This is a genomic window from Isoptericola sp. NPDC056573, from assembly GCF_042793335.1.
GTDB lineage: Bacteria > Actinomycetota > Actinomycetes > Actinomycetales > Cellulomonadaceae > Isoptericola.
The window spans coordinates 62,611-84,341 of the sequence record NZ_JBHTUY010000009.1 but is presented as its reverse complement, the minus strand read 5'-3'; the positions used below and the strand labels follow the sequence as shown (position 1 = coordinate 84,341).

Below are 21,731 nucleotides of genomic sequence, written 5' to 3'. Positions count from 1 at the left end.
CCGCGGGGCACGGGCGTGTTCCCCGGGCCCCGGGCTCGTTCGTCGGCACCCCCGCGTGTTAGTTCGCGCCCGGGGGTGGTAGTCGACTACCTCGCCGGGCCTCGAACTACCTCGGCATCTTCGGAACTACCTCGCGGGTCAGCCCCAGACGAGTCCGCGCGCCGGGTCCTCGAGCACCTTCGCGACGTCGGCCAGGTAGCGGGCGGCGAGCTCGCCGTCGACCAGGCGGTGGTCGACGGACAGCGCGAGCTGCGTGACCCAGCGCGCCTTGATCTTGCCCTTGTGCACCCACGGCTGCCGGCGGATCGCGCCGAACGCGAGGATGCCCGCCTCCCCGGGGTTGAGGATCGGCGTGCCCGTGTCGGTGCCGAAGATGCCGACGTTGGTGATGGTGATCGACCCGTCCGCCATGTCCGCGGGCTGCGTGCGGCCCGCGCGCGCGGTGGACGTGAGGGTCGCGATCGCCTTCGCCAGGCCGAGCAGGTCGAGCGTGTGCGCGTCCTTGATGTTCGGCACGACGAGCCCGCGCGGCGTCGCGGCGGCGATCCCCAGGTTCACGTAGTGCTTGTAGACGATCTCCTGCGCGGTCTCGTCCCAGCTCGCGTTGATCTGCGGGTGCCGGTTGACCGCCAGCAGCATCGCCTTGGCGGCGACGAGCAGCGGCGTCACGCGCACGTCCGCGAAGTCCCGGTCCTCCTTGAGGCGGGCGACCAGCTTCATCGTCTTCGTGACGTCGATCGTCTGGAACACCGTGACGTGCGGGGCCGTGAACGCGCTGGCCACCATCGCCTCGGCCGTGCGCTTGCGCACCGACTTCACCGGCACGCGCGTCTGGCGGCCGTCCTGGCTGACCGTGCCCGACGCGAGCCACGGCCGGTCGTCGTCGGGGTACGTGGCGAGGGCCTTCGGCGCCGCACCCTCGGCGTGCGCGACGACGTCCTCCCGCGTGACGATCCCGCCCGGGCCCGTGGGGTGCACGGAGGCGAGGTCGACGCCGAGGTCCTTCGCCAGCTTGCGCACCGGCGGCTTGGCGAGCACGCGGGTGGTCGACGAACCGGGCGTCGCCGGCACGCTCGCCATCGGCTTCTCGATCGCGGGTCCGGCGGACGCCGGGGCGGGCGCGGGCACCGGGGCGGGCGCAGGCGCCGGTGCCGGAGCGGGCGCCGGTGCCGGAGCGGGCGCCGGTGCCGCGACGTCGGCGGCCGGGGCGGACGCCCGCCGGCGGCGCCGGCCCGTGGTGCCGCCGTCGCCCGTGCCGTACCCGACAAGCACGGATCCGGAGCCCTCGGCGGACGCGCCACCGGAACCCGCGGAGCCCGTCGGGGCGTCGTCGGCCCCGGTGGAGATCTCGATGATCGCGGTGCCGACGTCGACGGTGGTGCCCTCCTCGGCGAGGAGCGCCGTGACGGTACCGGCCCACGGCGACGGCAGCTCGACGAGCGACTTGGCGCTCTCGATCTCCACGATCACCTGGTTGACGGCGACGGTGTCGCCGACGGCGACGCGCCACTCGACGATCTCGGCCTCCGTGAGGCCCTCTCCCACGTCGGGCAGCGGGAAGCGCTGGGTCGTCATCGTTCTCCTCAGCTCGCTCTCGGTCGCTCTCAGTGGGCCAGCACGCGGTCGACGGCGTCGACGACGCGGTCGATGCTCGGCAGGTACTCGTGCTCGAGCTTCGCGACGGGGTACGGCGCGTGGAAGCCGCCCACGCGCAGGACGGGCGCCTCGAGCGAGTAGAAGCACTCCTCGCTGACGCGGGCCGCGACCTCGGCGCCGGAGCCGAGGAACGTCGGCGCCTCGTGGACGACGACGCAGCGGCCGGTCCGCTTCACGGACGCGACGACCGCGGTGACGTCGAGGGGCGAGATCGCGCGCAGGTCGACCACCTCGGCGCTGGTGCCCTCGGCCGCCAGCGTGTCGGCGGCCTTGAGCGCCGTCGCGACCGTCGGCCCGTAGGCGACGAGCGTGACGTCGGTGCCCTGCCGGGCGACGCGCGCCCGGTTGAGCACGTCGGCGCCGCCGGCCGCGGCCACCGTCGGGTAGGCGCCGGCCGTGACCTCGCCCTTGGACCAGTAGCGGCCCTTCGGCTCGAAGAACAGCACCGGGTCGGGCGACGCGACCGCGGCGCGGATCATGTCGTAGGCGTCCTGCGGCGTGGACGGCGAGACGACGCGCAGGCCCGGCGTGTGCGCGAACAGCGCCTCCGGGCTCTCCGAGTGGTGCTCCACCGCGCCGATGCCGCCGCCGTAGGGGATGCGGATGACGACGGGCACCTGGAGGCGCCCGCGCGACCGGTAGTGCATCTTCGCGAGCTGGGTCGTGATCTGGTCGTACGCCGGGAAGACGAACCCGTCGAACTGGATCTCGCACACCGGCCGGTAGCCGCGCAGCGCCATGCCGATCGCGGTGCCGACGATGCCGGACTCCGCGAGCGGGGTGTCGACCACGCGGTCCTCGCCGAAGTCCTTCTGCAGTCCGTCGGTGACGCGGAAGACGCCGCCGTTGCGCCCGACGTCCTCGCCCATGACGAGGACCTTCGGGTCCGACTCGAGCGCGGAGCGCAGGCCTTCCGTGATGGCCCGCGCGAACGTCAGGGTCTGCGGGGTTGCTGAGGTCATCGGGCCGCCCCCGTCGTCTCGTCCGTCTCGTTCTCGTACTGCTCGAACCACGCCCGCTCGGACTGCACCTGGGCGTGCTCGGTGGCGTACACGTGCTCGAACATCGCGCTGGTGGGCGGGGCGCCCAGCTCGCGCACCTCGGTGCGCAGCCGCTCGCCCAGGGCGTCGGCCTCGCGCTCGATGCCGGCGGCCCAGCCGTCGTCCCAGCCGCCCTCGGCGCGCAGCAGCGCGGCGAGACGGTCGATCGGGTCGCGGCGGGCCCAGTGGTCCTCCTCGGCGCGGGCGCGGTAGCGGCTCGGGTCGTCGGAGGTGGTGTGGGCGCCCATGCGGTAGGTGTAGGCCTCGACGAACGTCGGGCCGCCGCCGGTGCGGGCACGCTCGAGCGCCTCCGCCGTCACCGCGTAGCAGGCGAGGACGTCGTTGCCGTCCACCCGGACGCTGGGGATGCCGAAGCCCTCGCCGCGCTGGTACAGCGGGGCGCGCGACTGGCGCGACGTCGGCTCGGAGATGGCCCACTGGTTGTTCTGGAGGAAGAACACGACGGGCGCGTTGTTCACCGCCGCGAACACGAGCGCCTCGCTGACGTCGCCCTGGCTGGTGGCGCCGTCGCCGAAGTAGGTGACGACGGCGGCGTCGCGCGCGGCGTCGCCGGTGCCGACCGCGCCGTCGCGCTGCACGCCCATCGCGTAGCCGGTCGCGTGCAGCACGTGGGAGCCGATGACGAGGGTGTACAGGTGCACGTTGTGCTCGTTCGGGTCCCAGCCGCCGTGGTCCTCGCCGCGGTACAGGCGGAGGCGGTCGACCGGGTCGACGCCGCGCGTCTGGAGCACGCCGTGCTCGCGGTAGGAGGGGAACACGTAGTCCTGCGGCGACAGGGCGTAGGCCGACCCGACCTGGGCGGCCTCCTGGCCACGGCCCTGCGCGTACAGCGCGAGTTCGCCCTGGCGCTGCAGGGCCGTGGCCTCGTCGTCGAACCGTCGCGTCAGCACCATGTCGCGGTACAGGGCGCGCAGGTCCTCGGAGGTGAGGTGGTCGACACGCGAGCGGTAGGTCGCGTTGTCGGGTTCGACGACACGCTCGCCGGTGGGCGAGACGAGCTGGACCAGGGGTTCGACGTCAGCGGGCGCGACGTCGGCGGGCCCGTCGACAGGCATCTTGTCGGGCTCGCCGGTGGTGGGCTGCGGCACGCGGTCTCCTTCGCTGACGGCCCCTGGGTGGGGCTGGGCTGCTCCGGCACGGAGGAGGTCCCGGCCCACCACGACGGTGACCACCGGAACCTACGCCTTCGTAGCCTACGCCAGCGTAGGTTGCCGTCCAGGGGGCAGACCCCCCGGCGGCGGTGCCAATGTCCCCCCGGTCATTTTGGAGGAATCCTCCAAGCGCGAGGGCGGTCGACGCTGGCCGCGCTGGTCAGCGCGGGTACCCCTGACCGGCCCGCAGCGCGTCCCGCTCGCGCAGCACGGGCCACCGCGAGAAGGCGAACACCAGGAACATCACCACGTTGAGGACCGGCACGATGCCGACCAGCACCCACCAGCCCGAGTAGCCGGCCTTCTGGATGATCCGGATGTACGCGATCAGGAAGATCACGGCGACCGCGAGGTAGACGATGATCGCGGCGGTGCCGAACAACCATCCGTAGTCGTCGGCGAGCTGGTCGTAGTCCACGGTGTCCATGGCGGGGAGTCTTCCGCCGCGGCGCGGCACCGCAACCGGAGCCGGGGCCGGGCGGCATGTCGGTGGCCGGCGGGATGCTCGGGGGACACCTCGACGAAGGGACCCGCCCATGAACGCGCAGTCGACGCCGACGCCCGTCAACCCGCCGCAGCTGCACCAGAACCCCGCGTTCGCGTGGGGCATGGTCCTGCCCGCCGGGCGCACGCTCTACGTCGGCGGGCAGAACGGCACGGACCCCGACGGCGCCCTCGTGGAGGGCGGCCTCGGCCCGCAGACCGAGCAGGCCCTGCGCAACGTGCTCGCCGTCCTCGAGGAGGCCGGCACGGATGCGGAGCACGTCGCGAAGCTGACGATCTACCTCGACCCGTCGGTGGACCCGAACGACGGCTTCGCCGCCTCGCAGAAGGTCTGGCAGGCGCGCACCGCCGTCACCGTCCTCGCCGTCGCCCCCGCGAGGCCCGGCGCACTCGTCGAGGTCGAGGCCGTCGCGACGATCCCCGAGGGCTGACGCGCCCGCAGACGGCGCCCTAGGCCGACGGCCGTGCGCAGACACCGCGGTCGCGGGATCCTCCGGGTGGTAGCCGTGCTGGCGCTGTTCCTTGCCGTCGCCGACGGCTTTCGTTGGGGGAACCGCTGGTACGTCTCGACGATGTTCGAGGGCTCCTCGCCCGAGTACGCCCTCGAGATCGTCGCCAAGGCCCACGACGCGCTGGTGCACGGGCTGATCTGGCTCGTCGTCGCAGCCCTGGCCGCCGCCGTCGGGTGGCGGCTCCGGGTGGTGCGGCGGCCGGCGTGACCAGGTTCGACCGGATCGCGGGCGCACGCGTGATCCACGCCACCGCGCATGGCACGCTCGTGCGGTGACCGTCACCTCCGGCCGCGCCGACGCCGCCGACACCACCGCCCGCGGCCCCGCCGTCGACACCCTCGTCCACCTGCGCGCGGACGGCGTCAGCGTCCTGGTCGACGCCCGCGGCGGCGAGCTGCCCGCCGTCGTGCACTGGGGCGACGACCTCGGCCCGCTGACCGCCGACGACGCGGCCGCCGTCGTCGTCGCCGCGGCCGCCCCGCTCGTGAACAGCGGGCCGGACGAGCCGACGCGGCTCACCCTCGCGCCGGAGCCCCGCACGGGTTGGCTCGGCCGTCCGGGTCTCGTGGGCGAGCGCGACGGCGACGGGTGGTCGCCGCGCTTCACGACCACGGTCGCGACGCTCTGCGGCGGTCCGCTCGCCGGCGGCCTCACGGAGGCCGGCGCCGGGGCCCTGCGCGTCGAGGCGACGGACCCGGTCGCGGAGCTCACGCTCGTCCTCGACGTCGAGCTCACCGTGGACGGCGTGCTGCGGGTCAGGGCCGCGCTCCGCAACGACGGCGGCCCGTACCGGCTGCACGAGCTCGCCGTCGTCCTGCCCGTGCCGCCGCGGGCGCGCGAGGTCCTCGACCTCACGGGCCGGTGGGGCAAGGAGCGGGTGCCGCAGCGGCACGACCTCACGGTGGGCACGCACCTGCGCGAGGGCCGCCGCGGCCGCACGGGCTTCGACGCCGCCACCCTGCTGACCGCGGGGGTCCCGGGCTTCGGCTTCGGCCACGGCGAGGTGTGGGGCGTGCACGTGGCCTGGTCGGGGAACCACCGGCACTGGGCCGAGCGCCTCCCCACGGGCGAGCAGGTGCTGGGCGGGAGCGAGCTGCTGCTGCCCGGCGAGGTGACGCTCGCCGCGGGCGAGGAGTACGAGACGCCGTGGGTGTACGGCGTGCACGGCCACGGCCTGGACGCGCAGGCCGCGCGCCTGCACCGGATGCTCCGCCGCCGCACGGCGCACCCGCACGGCCCGCGACCGGTGACCCTCAACGTATGGGAGGCCGTCTACTTCGACCACGACCTGGCGCGTCTCACCGCGCTGGCAGACGCCGCTGCCGAGCTCGGTGTCGAGCGGTACGTGCTCGACGACGGCTGGTTCCGCGGCCGCCGGGACGACACCCGCGGGCTGGGCGACTGGGTGGTCGACGACGAGGTCTGGCCCGACGGCCTGGACCCGATCGCCGACCACGTGCACGGCCTCGGCATGCAGTTCGGGCTGTGGTTCGAGCCCGAGATGGTCAACCTCGACTCGGACCTGGCGCGGGCGCACCCCGAGTGGGTCATGGGCGCCGGCGGCCGGGTGCCGGTGCCGTCGCGGCACCAGCACGTGCTCGACCTGTCGAACCCCGACGCCGCCGCGTACGTGCTCGAGCGGATGAGCGCCGTCATCGGCGCCCACGGCGTGGACTACGTGAAGTGGGACCACAACCGCGACCTCGTCGACCCGGGCTCCGGGCTGGACGGGCGCCCCGTCGTGCACGCCCAGACGCTCGCCGCCTACGGGATCATGGCCGAGCTGCGGCGGCGGCACCCCGGGCTGGAGATCGAGTCGTGCTCGTCCGGCGGCGGACGGGTGGACCTCGGCGTCGCCGAGCACACCCAGCGCGTGTGGGTCTCGGACTGCACCGACCCGCTGGACCGCCAGCAGATGCAGCCCTGGACGGCGCAGCTGCTGCCGCTGGAGTACCTGGGGGCGCACGTGGCCGCGGACGTCAGCCACCAGACCCACCGCGCGCACTCGCTCGCCTTCCGCGCGGCGACCGCCCTGTTCGGCCACTTCGGGATCGAGTGGGACCTCACGCGCTCGACGCCCGAGCAGCTCGCCGACCTGGCCGGCTGGGTCGAGCTGTACAAGGCCGAGCGCGGCCTGCTGCACACGGGCACGCTCGTGCGCCAGGACGCGCCCGACGCCGACTCCCCGCAGGTGTGGGGCGTCGTCGCGACCGACCGGTCCCGCGCCCTGTTCCAGGTCGCGACCCTGACCCGGCCCGCCACCGCGCCGCCCGGCCGGCTGACCCTGCGCGGCCTGGACCCCGAGCGCCGGTACCGCGTCACCCCTCTGCCGCTGAGCAGTGAGGCGTTCGGCGCCTGGAACGTGCCGCCGTGGTTCGCGCTGCCGTCCGCCGACGGCGCGCTCGCCTCCGACGGCATCACGCCGCTGCCGCGGCCGGCCCGGCCCGGCGACGTGCCCTGCGGCACGGTGCTCACCGGGCGCGCGCTCGCGGTCGCCGGCCTGCAGGCGCCGGAGGCCGCACCCGGCACGTCGCTCGTGCTGCGGGTGGAGGCCGTCGGCTGACGGCCCTCCCGGCTAAGGTCAGACCATGCCGACGCCGCCTGCCGCCCCTGCCACGACGATCCTCACCGCCGTCGGCGAGGAGTGGGCGGGCTCCGTGCTCGACCCCGCGGTGCGCGACCGGCTGGCCGCCCACGGCCCGGTCGTCGACCTCGGGGCCGCCGACGACGCCGCGTTCGCCGCCGCGCGCGTGCTCGTCACGGGGTGGGGCGCCGCGGAGCTGGACGCCGCGCTGCTCGACCGGCTGCCGCGCCTGGAGCTCGTGGCGCACGCGGCCGGCTCGGTGCGCGGCATGGTCACGCCGGAGGTGTGGGCACGCGGGGTCCGGGTCACGTCGGCGGCGCACGCCAACGCGCGCGCCGTCGCGGACTTCACCGTGTCGATGGTGCACCTGGCGGTGAAGAACGCGCTGCGGCTCGGCCTCACGGCCGCCCGGGAGCACGCGATGCCGGGGCGCGACGGGATCCGCGGCCTCGACGGCGCCACGGTCGGCCTGGTCGGGTTCGGGCTCATCGCGCGCCTCGTCGCCGAGGCCCTGCGCCCGCTCGACGTGCGCGTGCTGGTGCACGACCCGTACTACGACGCCGACAGCGCGCGCCGGGCGGGCGTGGAACCGGTCGGCCTGCCCGAGCTGCTCGCGGCGAGCGACGTCGTCTCCGTGCACGCCCCGCTCACGGACGGCACGCGCGGCATGCTGGGCGCCGACGAGCTCGGCCTGCTCGCGCCGTCCGCCACCCTGGTCAACACCGCGCGCGGCAGGCTGGTCGACCACGACGCGCTGGCCCGCACGCTCGCGGACCGGCCGGACCTGTTCGCCGTCCTCGACGTCACCGAGCCCGAGCCGCTGCCGGCGGGGCACCCGCTGCTGGGCCTGGGCAACGTCTTCCTCACCCCGCACGTCGCCGGCTCGCTGGGCACCGAGGAGGCCCGGCTGGGCCACGCCGCCGCGGACGAGGTCGACCGGTGGGCCGCCGGCGAGCCGTTGCGGCACGAGGCGCGGCCCGAGCAGCTGCCCTTCACCGCCTGAGCGCACCCTCAGCGCCCCCGCCCGGAGGCCGCCGAGCCCGACCAACGTCGGGTTTGGCGGCCTCTCGCATGTTCACTGTTGTGTGATTTTGTGTTCTGATCTGTTCGCTCGCGGGCCAAGTTGTTACCGCACCGAGACCGCAGGAGTTTGACCAGATCGGCCAAGATCGGCCAGAGTGTGTCGCGGACACCAGCTCATCACCCTCGTTGCCGAGGTTGACCCACAGGGACGTGGACATGACGAGTTCACAAACTCACACTCTTGAACACAGAAACTCACAGACGACACCACGACGGCTCAGCGACGGACAGTTCGCCGTCCTACTGCTCCTGCCGGGCGTCGCTCTGCTGGCCGGCGTCGTGCTCTACCCGCTCATCGCGGCACTGGTCACGGCGTTCTTCGAGCAGAGCCTCGTGCTGCCCGGACGCACGTTCGTCGGGCTGCAGAACCTCGTGGACGTGCTGCAGGGCGACTTCCTGCGGCTGCTGCGCCAGACGCTCGTCTTCACGCTCGGCACCACGATCCTGCCGTTCGTGGTCGGCTTCGCCCTCGCGCTGGCGCTGAACACGAGGATCCGCGGCGCCAAGGTGCTGCGCGGCCTCATGCTCATCCCCTGGCTCGTGCCCGGCGTCGTCGTCTCGTTCCTGTGGATGTGGATCTTCAACGCCAACTACGGCGTGATGAACGCGCTGCTCCAGACGGTCGGCCTCGTGGACGAGCCGCAGGCGTGGCTCGCCCAGCCGGGCACCGCGATGGGCGCCGTGATCCTCGCGAAGACCTGGCAGTCGTTCCCCTGGATGATGGTCATGCTCCTGGCCGGCCTCCAGACCGTGCCGGTCGAGCTGCACGAGGCCGCCGAGATGGACGGTGCGGGCACCGTGCGCCGGTTCTTCTCCATCACGCTGCCCCACCTCAAGGGCATCGTCGGCCTGGTGCTGCTGCTGGAGTTCATCTGGAACTTCCAGCACTTCGACATCATCTACGTCCTCACCGGCGGCGGCCCCGCGGGCGCCACCCAGACGTTCGCCACCGCCGTGTACGAGACCGCCTTCCAGGGCTACGACCTCGGCAAGGCCGGCGCGCTCGGCCTGCTGTGGATGGTCCTGCTCATGGCGCTCGTCGTCGTGTACGTCCGCTTCTCGGAGAAGGGAGAGGAGCGATGAGCGCGACGACGCAGCTCCCCGCCGCGCCCACCCCACCGTCGGCGTCCTCCCCGGCCGACGACGCGCCCCGCCCGCCGCAGCGCCTCCGCCGCGGCGCGCTGCGGTCGGAGCGCCCCGGCGTGCGGATCGCCGCCTGGGCCACCGTCGTCGTCTGCGGCGGGTTCGGCCTGCTGCCGGTGTACTGGCTGCTCGCCACGTCGCTCACGCCGCGCGACCAGGTGTTCAGCTACCCGCCGAAGTTCTTCCCGTCGGCGCCGACGCTGGACGCGTTCGCCTCGCTCGCCTCGAACGACCAGCTGTTCGGCTACCTGCGCAACAGCGTCATCGTCTCGGTGATCACCGCGGTGCTGTCGGTGCTGGTCTCGGCGTACATGGGCTACTCGTTCTCCAAGTTCCGCTACCGCGGCCGTCGCTCGCTCATGTACCTGGTGCTGGCGTCGCAGATGTTCCCGCAGGCGCTGCTGCTGGTCACGCTCTACAGCGTGTTCAGCGCCTACAACCTGCTGAACACGTACACCGCGCTGGTGCTGAGCTTCACCACGTTCACGCTGCCGCTGTGCGTGTGGATGCTCAAGGGCTTCTTCGACACCATCCCCGACGAGCTCATCGAGGCGGCGCGGGTCGACGGCGCCTCCCGGCTGCGGATCATCCACTCGATCGTGCTGCCGCTGGCCGCGCCGGGCCTCATCGCCGCGGGGCTGTTCGCCTTCGTCCGCGGGTGGAACGACTTCGTCTTCGCCCTCACCCTCGCCGGCCCGGAGAAGCAGACCCTGCCGCCCGGCCTGGTCAACACGTTCATCGGCGAGGCCTCGACGGCGTGGCCGGAGCTCATGGCGGCGTCGCTCGTCGTCTCGCTCCCGGTCGCCATCGCGTTCATCGCCCTGCAGAAGTACCTCGTCGGCGGCCTCACCGCCGGCGCCGTCAAGGGCTGACCGAGCCCGCGACGCCCGTCGTCTCCACCCACCTTCCCCACCCCGAACGACCCTCGATGCGGAGGACCCCCATGTCTCTCACCCTTCCCCAGAGCGCCATGTCGCGACGTCGCGTGCTCCAGCTGCTCGGCATCGGCGCCGGCACCGCCGCCCTCGCCGCCTGCGCGCCGTCCGCCGGCTCCGCGACCGGCAGCGCCGCGTCGGCCGCCGCGACCGGCGGCGCGAAGACGGACTTCGCGTTCTCGTCGTGGTCGTTCACCGAGGAGGCCGCGGCCCCGGCCCTCGAGGCGATCGTCAAGGCCTACCAGGACCAGGCCGGCGTCACCGTGAAGGACGTCTCGTTCCCCTACAACGAGTACATCAACCAGCTCACGCTGCAGGTGAAGGGTGGCCAGTTCACCGGCGCGGCGCACGTCGACGTCGCGTGGCTCGGCTCGCTCGCCGCCATGGGCAAGCTGCAGGACCTGTCGGCGCTGACCGAGGGCCGCGGCTACACCGACGCGGCCCTGTCGGCCGCCCAGTTCGACGGCGTGCAGTACGGCCTGCCGTGGACCATCGGCGCCATCGGCCTCGTCGCGAACTCCGAGATCCTGCAGAAGGCGGACATCGACCCCGACGCCTTCCCGGCCACGGTCGACGAGTTCGAGAAGGCGCTCAAGGACCTCAAGGGCCTCGGCGGCGGGCTGATCCCCTACGCCGCGTCCACCAAGGCGGCCCAGCTCAAGGACATCCTCATCTGGATGGAGACGTTCGGCAGCCCGCTCGTCGACGGCGACACCGTCACCATCGGCGACGACGCGTCCGTCGAGGCCGTGACCTGGTACAAGTCGCTGTACGACCAGAAGCTCATCGCCGCCGACGTCGACCGCTTCGACGCCCGTTCCCTGTTCGCGCAGGGCCGCGCCGCGATCTACGACGACGCCCCCGTCGGCCGCAACGCCGTCCAGGAGGAGTCGCCCGACAAGGACCTCGGCAGCAAGCTGACGCCGCTGTCCCGCCCGGTGCTCACGGCGGGCGAGACCCCCCGCGCGCTGGTGTGGGGCGGCGCGATCGCCGTCGTCGACGGCGAGGGCGCCGGGACCGCCGCCGACTTCGCCCAGTTCGCGACGTCCGACCTCGACACGGTGCTGGCCGACTACGAGGTGCGCGGCCTGCCCCCCGTCACCACGGAGGCGCAGCAGTCCGACGTCGTCGCCGCCGACACCTTCGGGTCGCTGTTCAACGAGCGCATCACCGCGACGTCGACGAGCAACCCGTTCTGGAAGTTCACCGCGTACTCGCAGGTCGAGACGGTCATCGCCGAGCAGGTGCAGGCCGTGCTGGTCGGCAAGACCGACGCGAAGACGGCCATGAAGAAGGCCGGCGAGGCAGCGCAGAAGCTGGTCGGCTGATGGGCCGCCGGACCGCCCGCGGGGTCGCCCTCGCGTCGGCGGCGCTCGCCCTGGTCGCCGGCACGTCCCTCGCCGGCGCGGCGTCGGCGGCGCCCGCCGGCGTGACCGCGCAGGGGAAGCACGCCGAGACGATCGAGCAGCTCCCCTACCCGGTGGACCGCTCCAACAACGCGGGCTGGTGGACGCCGCTCGACGTGGTGGACGGCGTCACCTACATGGCGTTCGACTCCCCCGCCGCCGACGCCGCGCGCCACGAGGTGCACGTCGCGGCGAAGGGCGCCGACGGCGCGTGGACCGTCGGCTGCCTGCGCGCCGACGACGGGTCCTGCGCGACGTTCCTCGACGACAGCGGGCACGACCAGCCGTCGATCGTCGTGGACGGCGAGGGCACGATCCACGCGTTCGTGTCGATGCACCACGTGCCGTGGCAGTACTACCGGTCGACGACGCCGGGCGACGTCACGTCGCTGGTCGACGCGAGCGCCGACCTGCCGGACCAGGGCGTCCCCATGACCTACCCGGTCACGGCGCGCGGCGCCGACGGCGACGCGTACGTCATGGTGCGCGGCGGCCGGGACGAGGCCACCGTGCGCGACGGCCGCCTGTACCGCTTCGACACCGCGGCGGGCACCTGGTCGCGGGTGGCGGTCTTCGCCTCGGGCACGGGCGCGTCGGTCTACCCGGACGACCTGGAGGTCGGCACGGACGGGCGCCTGCACGTGCTGTGGGAGTGGCACCGCTGGGCCGCCGGCCCGTACCGGCACCTGGGCTCCTACGCGGTCTACGACCCGAAGGACGACTCGTGGCACGACGCCGCGGGCAACGCCCTGAGCACGCCGATCGCCCCGTCCGCGGGCGGCGCCGTGGTCTACCAGCCGTTCACCGACGGCGAGTCGCTCCAGACGGACGGCCCGACGGTGCAGACCGCCAAGCTGGCCGTGCACGGCGACACGCTCGCCGGCGTCGTCTACCGCTACGCCGCGGTGAAGGCCGACGGCACGCCGGACCGCTTCGACGTGCGGTTCGCGCAGTGGGACGGCTCCGCCTGGCAGCGGGAGACCGTGATCGACGCCGACGACCTGGGAGCCGGGACCGACACCGTGGCCGCGCTCGACGCCACCTCCGCGGCGGGGACCACCCGGGCGTACGCCGTCGTGCAGGGCACGGTCGACGGCCAGGTCCGCACGCAGGTGGTCCGCGCGGAGCGCGGGCTGGACGGCGGGCAGTGGCGCTTCGCCGGGCTCGGCGACGTGCAGGTGGGGCAGCAGCGCCTCGCCGCGCGCACGATCCGCACCGGCCCCTCGTCGGGCACGGACGTGCTGTACGTGAGCGCCGCCGAGTCGGGGCCGACGTCGGGCACGCTGTTCCACGCCCGCGTGCCCCGCACGGGCGGGCCGCTGGTCGGCAGCCCGATCGCGGACGTCGTGGCGGGGGTCCGCGGCGGCGACGGCGGCGAGGACGGCGGCGACCCGGGCACCCCGGGGCCCACCGGCAACCTCGCCCTCGGCGGCACCGTCACGGCATCGTCCGCGCTGCGCACCGACACGGGCGGCGACAAGGCCGTGGACGGCCTCCTCACCGACGCCAGCCGCTGGATCTCCGCCGTGGACGACGCCACCCCCACGCTCACCGTCGCGTGGGACGACGCCGCCCCGGTGGCGTCGGTCCGGGTGCACAGCGGCTACCGGGCCGCCGTCGACCCGGCCTCGGCGGTGCTGCGCGACTTCACGGTCGAGCTGCACACCGCCACCGGCTGGGTCGAGGTCGGCTCCGTCACCGGCAGCACGTCGGGCACCGTCACCGTCCCCACCCCCGGCGTCACGGCCGACCAGGTCCGCCTGGTCGCCACCGACCCGTCGGCGTCCGAGACCGACGTCGCCCGGGTCTTCGAGATCGAGGTGCTGGCCGCGGGCTGACGCCCGTGCCCCGCGCCGCACACCCACCCCTGCACCACCAGAAGCACAGCGTTCGACCAGCACAACCACCGGATTGAGGACTGAGAGATCATGCGCACGCAGACCGTCGAGGCGGACGTCGTCGTCGTCGGAGGAGGGCTCGCCGGCGTCAGCGCGGCGGTCGCCGCCGCGCGGCTGGGCCGCCAGGTGGTGCTGGTGAACAACCGGCCCGTGCTGGGCGGCAACTCCTCCTCCGAGGTGCGGGTGTGGGTGTGCGGCGCCACCGCGCACGGCAACCAGCGCTGGGCCCGGGAGACCGGGATCGTCGGCGAGATGTACGTCGAGAACCAGTACCGCAACCCGGAGGGCAACCCGGTCTACTGGGACGACGTCGTGCTGGACACCGTCCGCCGGGAGAAGAACATCCGGCTGTTCCTCAACACGGACGTGCGCGACGTCGCCGCGACCGGCCCCGACGACGCGCGCCGGATCGAGTCCGTCACGGGCTGGACGATGGGCTCGGAGATCCTCTCGACGTTCACCGCGCCGGTCTTCCTCGACTGCACCGGCGACGGCCTGGTCGGGCACCTGGCGGGCGCCAGGTACCGGCTCGGCAAGGAGTCCCAGGCGGAGTTCGGGGAGGAGTGGGCGCCGCCGGAGCCGGTGCGCGAGTTCCTCGGCTCCACGCTGCTCTTCTACACCAAGGACCTCGGCCACCCGGTGAAGTACGTGGCGCCGGAGACCGCGATCGACATCACCACCACGCCCATCCCGATGAACCGCGTGATCCGCAGCGGCGACTCGGGCGCCCACTACTGGTGGATCGAGTGGGGCGGCGAGCTCGACATCGTCGACGACAACGAGCGCATCCGCGACGAGCTGCGCGGCGTGATCCTCGGTATCTGGGACTACATCAAGAACTCCGGCAAGTTCGACGCCGACAACCTCACGCTCGAGTGGATCGGCAACGTGCCGGGCAAGCGCGAGTACCGCCGCCTGATCGGCGACTACACGCTGCACCAGGGCGACGTCGTCGACCAGACCGTCTTCGAGGACGGCGTCGCGTTCGGCGGCTGGTCCATCGACCTGCACCCCGCCCAGGGCATGTACGCCGAGGGCGCGGGCGCGCTGCAACGGTTCTCCGAGGGCGTCTTCGAGATCCCCTACCGCTCCCTGTACTCCGTGAACGTGGAGAACATGCTGTTCGCGGGTCGCGACGTGTCCGCCACGCACATCGCCTTCGGCGCCGCGCGCGTCATGGCGACGTGCGGCGCGATGGGCCAGGCCGCAGGCACGGCGGCGGCCCTGTGCGTGGAGCACGGCACCACCCCGCGCGGGATCTACACCGACCACCTCGACGAGCTGCGCCAGACGCTGCTGCGCTGGGACGCGCCCGCCGTCGGCATCGCGAACACCGACCCGCACGACCTCGCCCGCCGCGCTCGGGTCACCGCGTCCAGCACGACGACGCGGGTCGCCGCGCCCGTCGCCGAGCCCAGCGACGGCGACCCCTACGACGCGTACGACGTCTACGACCTCGACGTCGACCTCGGCATCGTGCTGCCCGTGGACCCGCGCCTCGACACGGTCGAGCTGCTCGTCTCCGCCCGCCGCGACACGACGCTGTCGGTCGAGGTGTTCTCCACCGGCAAGCCGCAGAACGTGGTGCCCGCCCACCTGGAGGCCAAGACCGACGTCGTCGTGCCGGCGGGCGACGAGCGCTGGGTCACGGCGCACGTGCCGTTCGCCCCCGACGTGCCGCAGAACGCCGTCGTCGTGCTGCGCGCCAACCCGGACGTCGCCGTCCGCCTCACCTCCCCGCTGCCGGCCGGGGTGCTCACGCTGGTGCACCGCGTCGACAACGACGACCAGAACGTGCAGATCAGCTCCGAGGAGCTGCTGGTGCAGTGGCCCACCAAGCCGCTGCGCGGGCGGTCCGTCGTGTTCCGCGCCGGCCCGGACACCCGGGCGCTCGCGCCGGAGCGCGCGACGAGCGGCTACCACCGCAACCACGGCGGCCCGAACCTCTGGGCGTCCTCGCCGATGGTGGCGGGCCGCGACGAGTGGCTGCGCCTCGACTGGGACGAGCCGGTGACCGCGCGCGAGGTCCGCCTCGTGCTCGACGACGACCTCGACGTCGAGCTGAACACCCTGCACCATCACCGCACGCCCGACGAGATCATGCCGACCCTGGTCAAGGACTACCGGGTCGAGGTGCTGCCGGCGGACGGGGGCGACTGGGTGACGGTGGCCGACGAGACCGACAACCGGTGGCGCCTGCGCACCCACCCGCTGCCCGACGACCTCGGCGCGCTGCGGGCCGCGCGGCTCGTCGTCCGCGCCACGAACGGCTCGGCGCAGGCCCGCGTGGTCGCGCTGCGCGTGCAGGAGTGACCGTGCCCCATGCAGGACTCACCCGCACCGCGCGCAGCGTCGCGACGGTGTCCCGGACGGCGGACCGGGCTACGCTGACCGCCGTGCACAGGAAGGAGCGCACCGGCATCGTGGCGCTCGCCGTGCCGGACCTCGAGGAGCCGTACTTCGCCGAGCTCACGGCGCTGCTCGTGCGGCGCGCCGACGAGCGCGGGCTGTCGATCCTCATCCAGCAGACCGCGGGCGACCACGAGCGCGAGGTGGACGTCGCCAACGGCATCGGGCTGCCCCCGACCGACGGGCTCATCCACATCCCCCGCGCCCTGTCCGTGGCCGACCTGACGCGCCGCACCTCCCCCGGGCCGTTGGTGCTGCTCGGCGAGCACATCCTCGTCAGCCCCTTCACGCACGTGACGATCGACAACCGGGCCGCGTCGTACGCCGCCACCGAGCACCTGGCGTCGGTCGGGTGCCGGCGGGTCGCGTTCGTCGGCCCGCGGGACGCGCGCCCCTCGGACGCCGCCGACCGCCGGTACGCCGGCTACCGCGAGGCCGTCGCCGCGCTCGGGATCGCGGACGACCCCGCGCTCGTCGCCCAGGTCGAGTCGTTCACCCCCGCCGAGGGGCGGCGCGCCGTCCGCGACCTGCTGGAGCGTGGCGTCGAGCTCGACGGCATCGTCTGCTCCAACGACTCGGTCGCGTTCGGGGCGCTGCCCGCCCTGCACGAGGCCGGGCGGCGCGTCCCCGACGACGTCGCCGTCGTCGGGATCGACGACGTGCGCGGCGCGCAGTTCGCGACGCCGTCGCTCACGTCCGTCTCCCCCGACAAGGAGGCCCTCGTCGAGCGCGCGCTGAGCGAGCTGGAGCGGCAGATCGCCACCCCGCCGGGTGCCAACCTGCCGGTGCAGCACGTGGTCGTGGACGCGCGCGTCGTGCGGCGCGCGAGCACCGCCCGCTGACGGGTGGCGCCGCCCGACAGCGTGCCGGAGCACGGCGGTCAGTCGACCGGCACCACCCAGAGCTCGCCCACGTGCGCCTCCAGCAGCTCGCGCGCGTCGTCGTCCAGGCCGTCGTCCGTCACGAGGTGCTCCACCTCGTGCAGGTCGACGATCGTCGTGAGGCCGACGACGCCCCACTTGGTGTGGTCGGCGAGCACGACGGCGTCCTGGCCCGCGGCCAGCAGCGCGCGGTCGGTCTCCGCCTCCAGCAGGTTGGGCGTCGTGAGGCCTGCGTGCAGGTCGACGCCGTGCACGCCGAGGAACGCGAGGTCGAGGTGCAGGTGCTCCAGCGACCGGACCGCGACGGGGCCCACGAGCGCGTCGGACGGCGTGCGCACGCCGCCGGTCAGCACCACGGACTGCGTGTACGGCTCGTCGGAACGGTCGGGACGGCGGAACACCTCCGCGACCGGCAGCGAGTTGGTCACCACGGTGAGGTCCGGGACGGCGCGCAGCTCCTGGGCGAGCACCCACGCCGTCGTGCCGCCCGAGAGCCCCACGGCCATGCCGGGCTCCACGAGCTGCGCGGCGCGGCGGGCGATGGCCCGCTTGGCCCCGACCTGCTGCTGCACCCGCGAGGCGAACCCGTGCTCCTGCACGGCGCCCGCGTCCCCGCGGGTGGTGGCCCCGCCGCGCACCCGGTCGAGCTCGCCCGCGTCCGCGAGCGCCTCGATGTCCCGGCGCACCGTCATCGCGCTGACGCCCAGCTCCTGCGCCAGCTCCGTGACGCTCGCGGCGCCCCGGCGGCGCACCTCGGCCACGATCCGCGACCTGCGTTCTGCGACGAGCACCCGCTCCCCTTTCGACCCGCGGCACAGTCTGTCACGCAGCGTGCCGCCCGTTCCCCCGGACCTCGAGAACCTGGAGCTCCCGTGACCCTGCCCGCCCCCTACGACGCCTGGTTCCCGGGCAGCCCGATCGACGGCACCTACGGGTACGACGAGGCCGGCCTGCGGGCCGTGCCGCCCGCCGCCGAGCCGGACGGCTTCGCCGACCTGTGGCGGTCGTGGCACGCCGCGGCGCGCAGGGTCCCCGCCGACGTCGTGGCCAAGCCGGCGGGCCGGCATGGGGCGCACGAGGTCTCCGTGGTGACGTTCACCGCCGACGGCGGCCTGCGCCTGCGCGCGTGGCTGGCGCTGCCCGTGGACGGCCCGGTCCGGGTGGGGATCGTGCACGGCCACGGGTACGGCGGCCGCGAGGCGCCGTCGTTCGAGCGGGTGCCGCACGACGCGGCGGTGATCTTCCCCGTCGCGCGAGGGCTCGGGACGCTCAACGCCGGGGTCGGGGCGCCGGACGTGAGCACCGCGCACGTGCTCGCCGGGATCGAGGACGTCGAGACGTACGTGCTCGGCCGCTGCGCCGTCGACCTGTGGCACGCCGCGACCGCGCTGCAGGAGGCGCTGACCGACGTCCCGGGCGTGCCCGCCGACCTTCCCCTGTACTACGCGGGGACCAGCTTCGGCGGCGGCGTCGGCGCGCTGGCCGTGCCGTGGGACGACCGGTTCGTGGGCGCCACGCTGGAGGTACCGAGCTTCGGCCAGTACGACGAGCGCCTCACCGTGCCGTGCACCGGCAGCGGCGAGGCGCAGCGGGCGTACGTGGCGGAGCACCCGGAGGCCCGCGCGGTCCTCGCGCTCACCGACGCGTCCGTCGCGGCGACGTACCTGCGGGTGCCGACCCGCGTGGAGTGCGCCCTGTGGGACGCGCACGTGCCGCCGCCCGGGCAGTTCGGCGTGGCGGCCGGCGTCTCCGCCGCCGAGCGCGCCGGGACCGGGGCGGAGCTGGAGCTGGCGGTGCACTCCGCCGGTCACGCGGAGTACCCGGGCCAGGCGCGCGAGATGGCGGCGGCGTTCGCCGCCACGCGCGAGCACGTCGCGCGGGCCGTAGCCCGCGCGACGCGGTAGGGCCTCAGTTCCAGTTGTCGATCTTCACGTCCCGGGGCGACGGCGCGGCGTCGCCGCCCTCGACCTGGGCCTTGAGGCTCTGCAGGAACGTGGCCCACTTGGTGCTGCAGTGGTGCATGAACTCGACGGGCTCGCGCCAGCCGCGGTGCGCGAACAGCAGGATCGTCCAGTCGCCGTCCTGGCGCAGGTCCCACTCGACCGTCGTGCCGACCCACTCGTCCGGGCCGCCGACGACGCGCCACACCACGCGCTCGCGCGGTCGCAGCTCCTCGACCTCCATCACGAACCCGCCGTCGGGGAAGCGGAACTCGATCTTCCCGCCGAGGCCGGCGTCGCCGGTCGTCTCCTCGGTCCACCAGCCGGCGAGACCGTCCACGGTCGTCAGCGCGTCGTACAGCTCCTGGGGCGTCGCGGTCGTCGTCCCGATCCTGTGCAGGATGTCCACCATCGTCGTGCTCCTCTCAGCTCGGTACTGCTCAGCTCTGCCGTGAGCTCTGGATCGCCTCGGCGATCCCCTTGATGCGCTGCAGGCGCCGGTCCCAGGTGCGGCCGACGGCGGCCAGCTGGTCGGCGGCGCGCGTGAGCTGGGCGGCGTCGACCTCGCACCGCTTCTCCCGGCCCGCGGTCGTCGACCGGACGAGCCCGGCGCGGTCGAGCACGTCGAGGTGCTTCGCCACGGCCTGTCGCGTCACCGGCAGCTGCCGGCTCAGCGACGACGCGGTGCCGCCGCCGTCCGCGAGCAGCAGGTCGAGGATGCGGCGCCGGGTGGGGTCGCCGATCGCGGACCAGAGCGCGTCGTCGACCGGCGACGACGTCCCGGTCATGAGCGGACCTCCAGCGACGCCGCGTAGGTCACCAGCCGCGGCAGGTAGTAGGTCCAGCCCTCGACGTGCTCGCGGTAGCGCTGCTCGAGGACCGCGATCTCCCAGCCCTGCTCGCGGAAGCCGGTCTCGGTCATGCGCAGCAGCGTCCCGTCGCCCGACGGCACGAGCTCGAAGGTGACGAGCAGGGAGTTGCCCGGCGCCGCCTCCTGCCCCGCCGGGTGCGTCCAGCGGAACGAGAAGGTCCGCGGCGGCAGCGACTCGACGACGGTGAGCTGCTCGACCGTCCGGTCGGCGCCCTCGCCGAACGCGATCTCCCCGGTGCCGCCGGGCGCGGGGTCGTACCGGGCGTCGTCCGGCCACCACTGGCGGACCTGCTCCGGGCTGCTCACCACCTCGAAGACGACCTCCGGCGCCGCCTCGACGTAGATCTCCCGTTCGATGCTGCCGAGCTCGTTCGTCGACCCCATGACCCCTCCTGCAACTAGTGGTTGCGCATCACCGTAGCCCGCAGGCCAAGGATGCGCAACCACTAGTTGCAGAACGGGTGGGTCTCGCTACCGCCGACGCGTGGCCAGGAACTCCCCGATGCGGCCGATCGCCTCGGTGAGGACCTCCTCGTCGGGCAGCGTGACGAGGCGGAAGTGGTCGGGCTCGAACCAGTTGAACCCGGTGCCGTGGGTGACCAGGATCTTCTTGGCCCGCAGCAGGTCGATGACGAACGCCTCGTCGTCCTCGATCGGGTACATCTCCGGGTCGAGACGCGGGAAGCAGTACAGCGCGCCCTTCGGCCGCACGGACGTGACGCCGGGGATCTCGTTGAGCAGCTTGTCGGCCAGCATCGCCTGGTCATAGAACCGGCCGCCGGGCACGATGAGCTCGTCGATCGACTGGTAGCCGCCCAGCGCCGTCTGGATGGCGTGCTGCGCGGGCACGTTCGCGCACATGCGCATGTTGGCCAGCAGGGTGAGGCCCTCGAGGAACTCGGTGGCGGTCTCCTTCGGGCCCGACACCATGACCCAGCCCGCGCGGTAGCCGCAGACGCGGTACGCCTTGGACAGGCCGCTGAACGTCAGGCACAGCACGTCGTCGCCCGCCGCGGCCGCGGCGTGGTGGTGCGTGGCGCCGTCGAACAAGATCTTCTCGTAGATCTCGTCGGTGAGGACGACGAGGTCGTGGCGGCGGGCGATGTCGACCATCGCCTCCACCATCTCCTTGCTGTACACGGCGCCGGTGGGGTTGTTCGGGTTGATGATCACCATGGCGTGCGTGTTCTCGGTGATCTTCGACTCGAGGTCCTCGAGGTCCGGCATCCAGCCGTTCTCCTCGTCGCACCGGTAGTGCACGGCCGTACCGCCGCACAGCGTGACGGCGCCCGTCCACAGCGGGTAGTCCGGCGCGGGGACGAGGATCTCGTTCCCCTCGTCGACGAACGCCTGCAGCACCATCGAGATGAGCTCTGAGACGCCGTTGCCGATGAACACGTCGTCCACGCTCGTGTCGCGCAGCCCGCGCGACTGGTAGTACTGCGCCACCGCGGTGCGTGCCTCGTAGATGCCGCGGGAGTCGCTGTATCCCTGCGCCTCCGGCAGGTGGTGCACGACGTCGGCCTGGATGGCCGCCGGTGCCTCGAAGCCGAACGGCGCCGTGTTGCCGATGTTCAGCTTGAGGATGCGGTGACCCTCGGCCTCGAGGCGCTGGGCCTCGACGAGGATGGGACCGCGGACGTCGTAGCGGACGCCGCGGAGCTTGCGGCTCTGTCGGATGGTGCGCACGGGGACCA

General features: G+C 73.6%; 20 protein-coding genes. 11 read left to right on the top strand and 9 right to left on the bottom strand.

From position 1 onward, the window contains the following. Positions 1-138: 138 nt before the first annotated feature. The 4 genes from ACFQ8E_RS16130 to ACFQ8E_RS16115 form a co-directional block, all read right to left on the bottom strand. Positions 139-1,575 carry a dihydrolipoamide acetyltransferase family protein gene (locus tag ACFQ8E_RS16130; protein WP_430551583.1) on the bottom strand — a complete coding sequence of 479 codons (1,437 nt, stop codon included), beginning with the start codon at positions 1,573-1,575 and terminating at the stop codon, positions 139-141. A 29-nt stretch (positions 1,576-1,604) separates the two neighbouring features. Further along, positions 1,605-2,618, bottom strand: a complete 1,014-nt coding sequence (locus tag ACFQ8E_RS16125) for an alpha-ketoacid dehydrogenase subunit beta (protein WP_430551582.1) — start codon at positions 2,616-2,618, stop codon at positions 1,605-1,607. Next, entirely contained in the window at positions 2,615-3,772 is a 1,158-nt protein-coding gene (gene pdhA / locus ACFQ8E_RS16120; RefSeq protein WP_430551706.1) for a pyruvate dehydrogenase (acetyl-transferring) E1 component subunit alpha, read from the bottom strand. The genes ACFQ8E_RS16125 and pdhA overlap by 4 nt, the downstream gene beginning before the upstream one ends. A gap of 256 nt (positions 3,773-4,028) precedes the next feature. Further along, the gene (locus tag ACFQ8E_RS16115; RefSeq protein WP_430551581.1) at positions 4,029-4,295 is read right to left on the bottom strand and encodes a hypothetical protein; all 267 of its coding nucleotides are present in this window, start codon (positions 4,293-4,295) and stop codon (positions 4,029-4,031) included. Between the two features lie 109 nt (positions 4,296-4,404). Here ACFQ8E_RS16115 and ACFQ8E_RS16110 point away from each other — a divergent pair, with 109 nt between their 5' ends. The 10 genes from ACFQ8E_RS16110 to ACFQ8E_RS16065 all read left to right on the top strand — a co-directional run bounded on the left by ACFQ8E_RS16110 (position 4,405) and on the right by ACFQ8E_RS16065 (position 17,184). Continuing rightward, positions 4,405-4,803, top strand: coding sequence for a RidA family protein (locus ACFQ8E_RS16110; RefSeq protein ID WP_430551580.1), 399 nt, complete (start codon positions 4,405-4,407; stop codon positions 4,801-4,803). A 66-nt stretch (positions 4,804-4,869) separates the two neighbouring features. Continuing rightward, the gene (locus ACFQ8E_RS16105; RefSeq protein ID WP_430551579.1) at positions 4,870-5,091 is read left to right on the top strand and encodes a hypothetical protein; all 222 of its coding nucleotides are present in this window, start codon (positions 4,870-4,872) and stop codon (positions 5,089-5,091) included. 64 nt (positions 5,092-5,155) lie between these two features. Continuing rightward, entirely contained in the window at positions 5,156-7,447 is a 2,292-nt protein-coding gene (locus ACFQ8E_RS16100; protein WP_430551578.1) for an alpha-galactosidase, read from the top strand. Between the two features lie 25 nt (positions 7,448-7,472). Next, complete coding sequence (locus ACFQ8E_RS16095) at positions 7,473-8,471, top strand: hydroxyacid dehydrogenase (RefSeq protein WP_430551577.1); 999 nt, start codon at positions 7,473-7,475, stop codon at positions 8,469-8,471. Between the two features lie 359 nt (positions 8,472-8,830). Continuing rightward, on the top strand, positions 8,831-9,634 hold the full coding sequence (locus ACFQ8E_RS16090; protein WP_430551576.1) for a carbohydrate ABC transporter permease: 804 nt from the start codon (positions 8,831-8,833) through the stop codon (positions 9,632-9,634). After that, positions 9,631-10,566, top strand: a complete 936-nt coding sequence (locus tag ACFQ8E_RS16085; RefSeq protein WP_430551575.1) for a carbohydrate ABC transporter permease — start codon at positions 9,631-9,633, stop codon at positions 10,564-10,566. The genes ACFQ8E_RS16090 and ACFQ8E_RS16085 overlap by 4 nt, the downstream gene beginning before the upstream one ends. 71 nt (positions 10,567-10,637) lie before the next feature. Then, complete coding sequence (locus ACFQ8E_RS16080) at positions 10,638-11,957, top strand: extracellular solute-binding protein (RefSeq protein ID WP_430551574.1); 1,320 nt, start codon at positions 10,638-10,640, stop codon at positions 11,955-11,957. Beyond that, positions 11,957-13,873 carry a BNR-4 repeat-containing protein gene (locus ACFQ8E_RS16075; protein ID WP_430551573.1) on the top strand — a complete coding sequence of 639 codons (1,917 nt, stop codon included), beginning with the start codon at positions 11,957-11,959 and terminating at the stop codon, positions 13,871-13,873. Before ACFQ8E_RS16080 ends, ACFQ8E_RS16075 begins: the two co-directional genes overlap by 1 nt. Before the next feature lie 90 nt (positions 13,874-13,963). Next, positions 13,964-16,246, top strand: coding sequence for an FAD-dependent oxidoreductase (locus ACFQ8E_RS16070; RefSeq protein ID WP_430551572.1), 2,283 nt, complete (start codon positions 13,964-13,966; stop codon positions 16,244-16,246). 83 nt (positions 16,247-16,329) lie between these two features. Next, entirely contained in the window at positions 16,330-17,184 is an 855-nt protein-coding gene (locus ACFQ8E_RS16065) for a LacI family DNA-binding transcriptional regulator (protein WP_430551571.1), read from the top strand. 38 nt (positions 17,185-17,222) lie between these two features. On the opposite strand, the gene ACFQ8E_RS16060 is transcribed toward ACFQ8E_RS16065, so the two are convergent. Continuing rightward, the gene (locus ACFQ8E_RS16060) at positions 17,223-18,014 is read right to left on the bottom strand and encodes a DeoR/GlpR family DNA-binding transcription regulator (protein ID WP_430551570.1); all 792 of its coding nucleotides are present in this window, start codon (positions 18,012-18,014) and stop codon (positions 17,223-17,225) included. Positions 18,015-18,095: 81 nt separating this feature from the next. Between ACFQ8E_RS16060 and ACFQ8E_RS16055 the strand changes: the two genes are divergently transcribed. Beyond that, positions 18,096-19,127, top strand: coding sequence for an acetylxylan esterase (locus ACFQ8E_RS16055; RefSeq protein ID WP_430551569.1), 1,032 nt, complete (start codon positions 18,096-18,098; stop codon positions 19,125-19,127). A gap of 4 nt (positions 19,128-19,131) precedes the next feature. Here ACFQ8E_RS16055 and ACFQ8E_RS16050 read toward each other — a convergent pair whose 3' ends face one another. From ACFQ8E_RS16050 to ACFQ8E_RS16035, 4 genes are all read right to left on the bottom strand, one after another. After that, on the bottom strand, positions 19,132-19,575 hold the full coding sequence (locus ACFQ8E_RS16050) for an SRPBCC domain-containing protein (RefSeq protein ID WP_430551568.1): 444 nt from the start codon (positions 19,573-19,575) through the stop codon (positions 19,132-19,134). Between the two features lie 28 nt (positions 19,576-19,603). Continuing rightward, positions 19,604-19,951 carry an ArsR/SmtB family transcription factor gene (locus ACFQ8E_RS16045; protein WP_430551567.1) on the bottom strand — a complete coding sequence of 116 codons (348 nt, stop codon included), beginning with the start codon at positions 19,949-19,951 and terminating at the stop codon, positions 19,604-19,606. After that, positions 19,948-20,418 (bottom strand): SRPBCC family protein, encoded by a 471-nt coding sequence (locus ACFQ8E_RS16040; RefSeq protein ID WP_430551566.1) that lies wholly within the window; start codon positions 20,416-20,418, stop codon positions 19,948-19,950. The genes ACFQ8E_RS16045 and ACFQ8E_RS16040 overlap by 4 nt, the downstream gene beginning before the upstream one ends. 87 nt (positions 20,419-20,505) lie before the next feature. Continuing rightward, the gene (locus tag ACFQ8E_RS16035) at positions 20,506-21,723 is read right to left on the bottom strand and encodes a pyridoxal phosphate-dependent aminotransferase (protein WP_430551565.1); all 1,218 of its coding nucleotides are present in this window, start codon (positions 21,721-21,723) and stop codon (positions 20,506-20,508) included. Between the last annotated feature and the right edge of the window lie 8 nt (positions 21,724-21,731).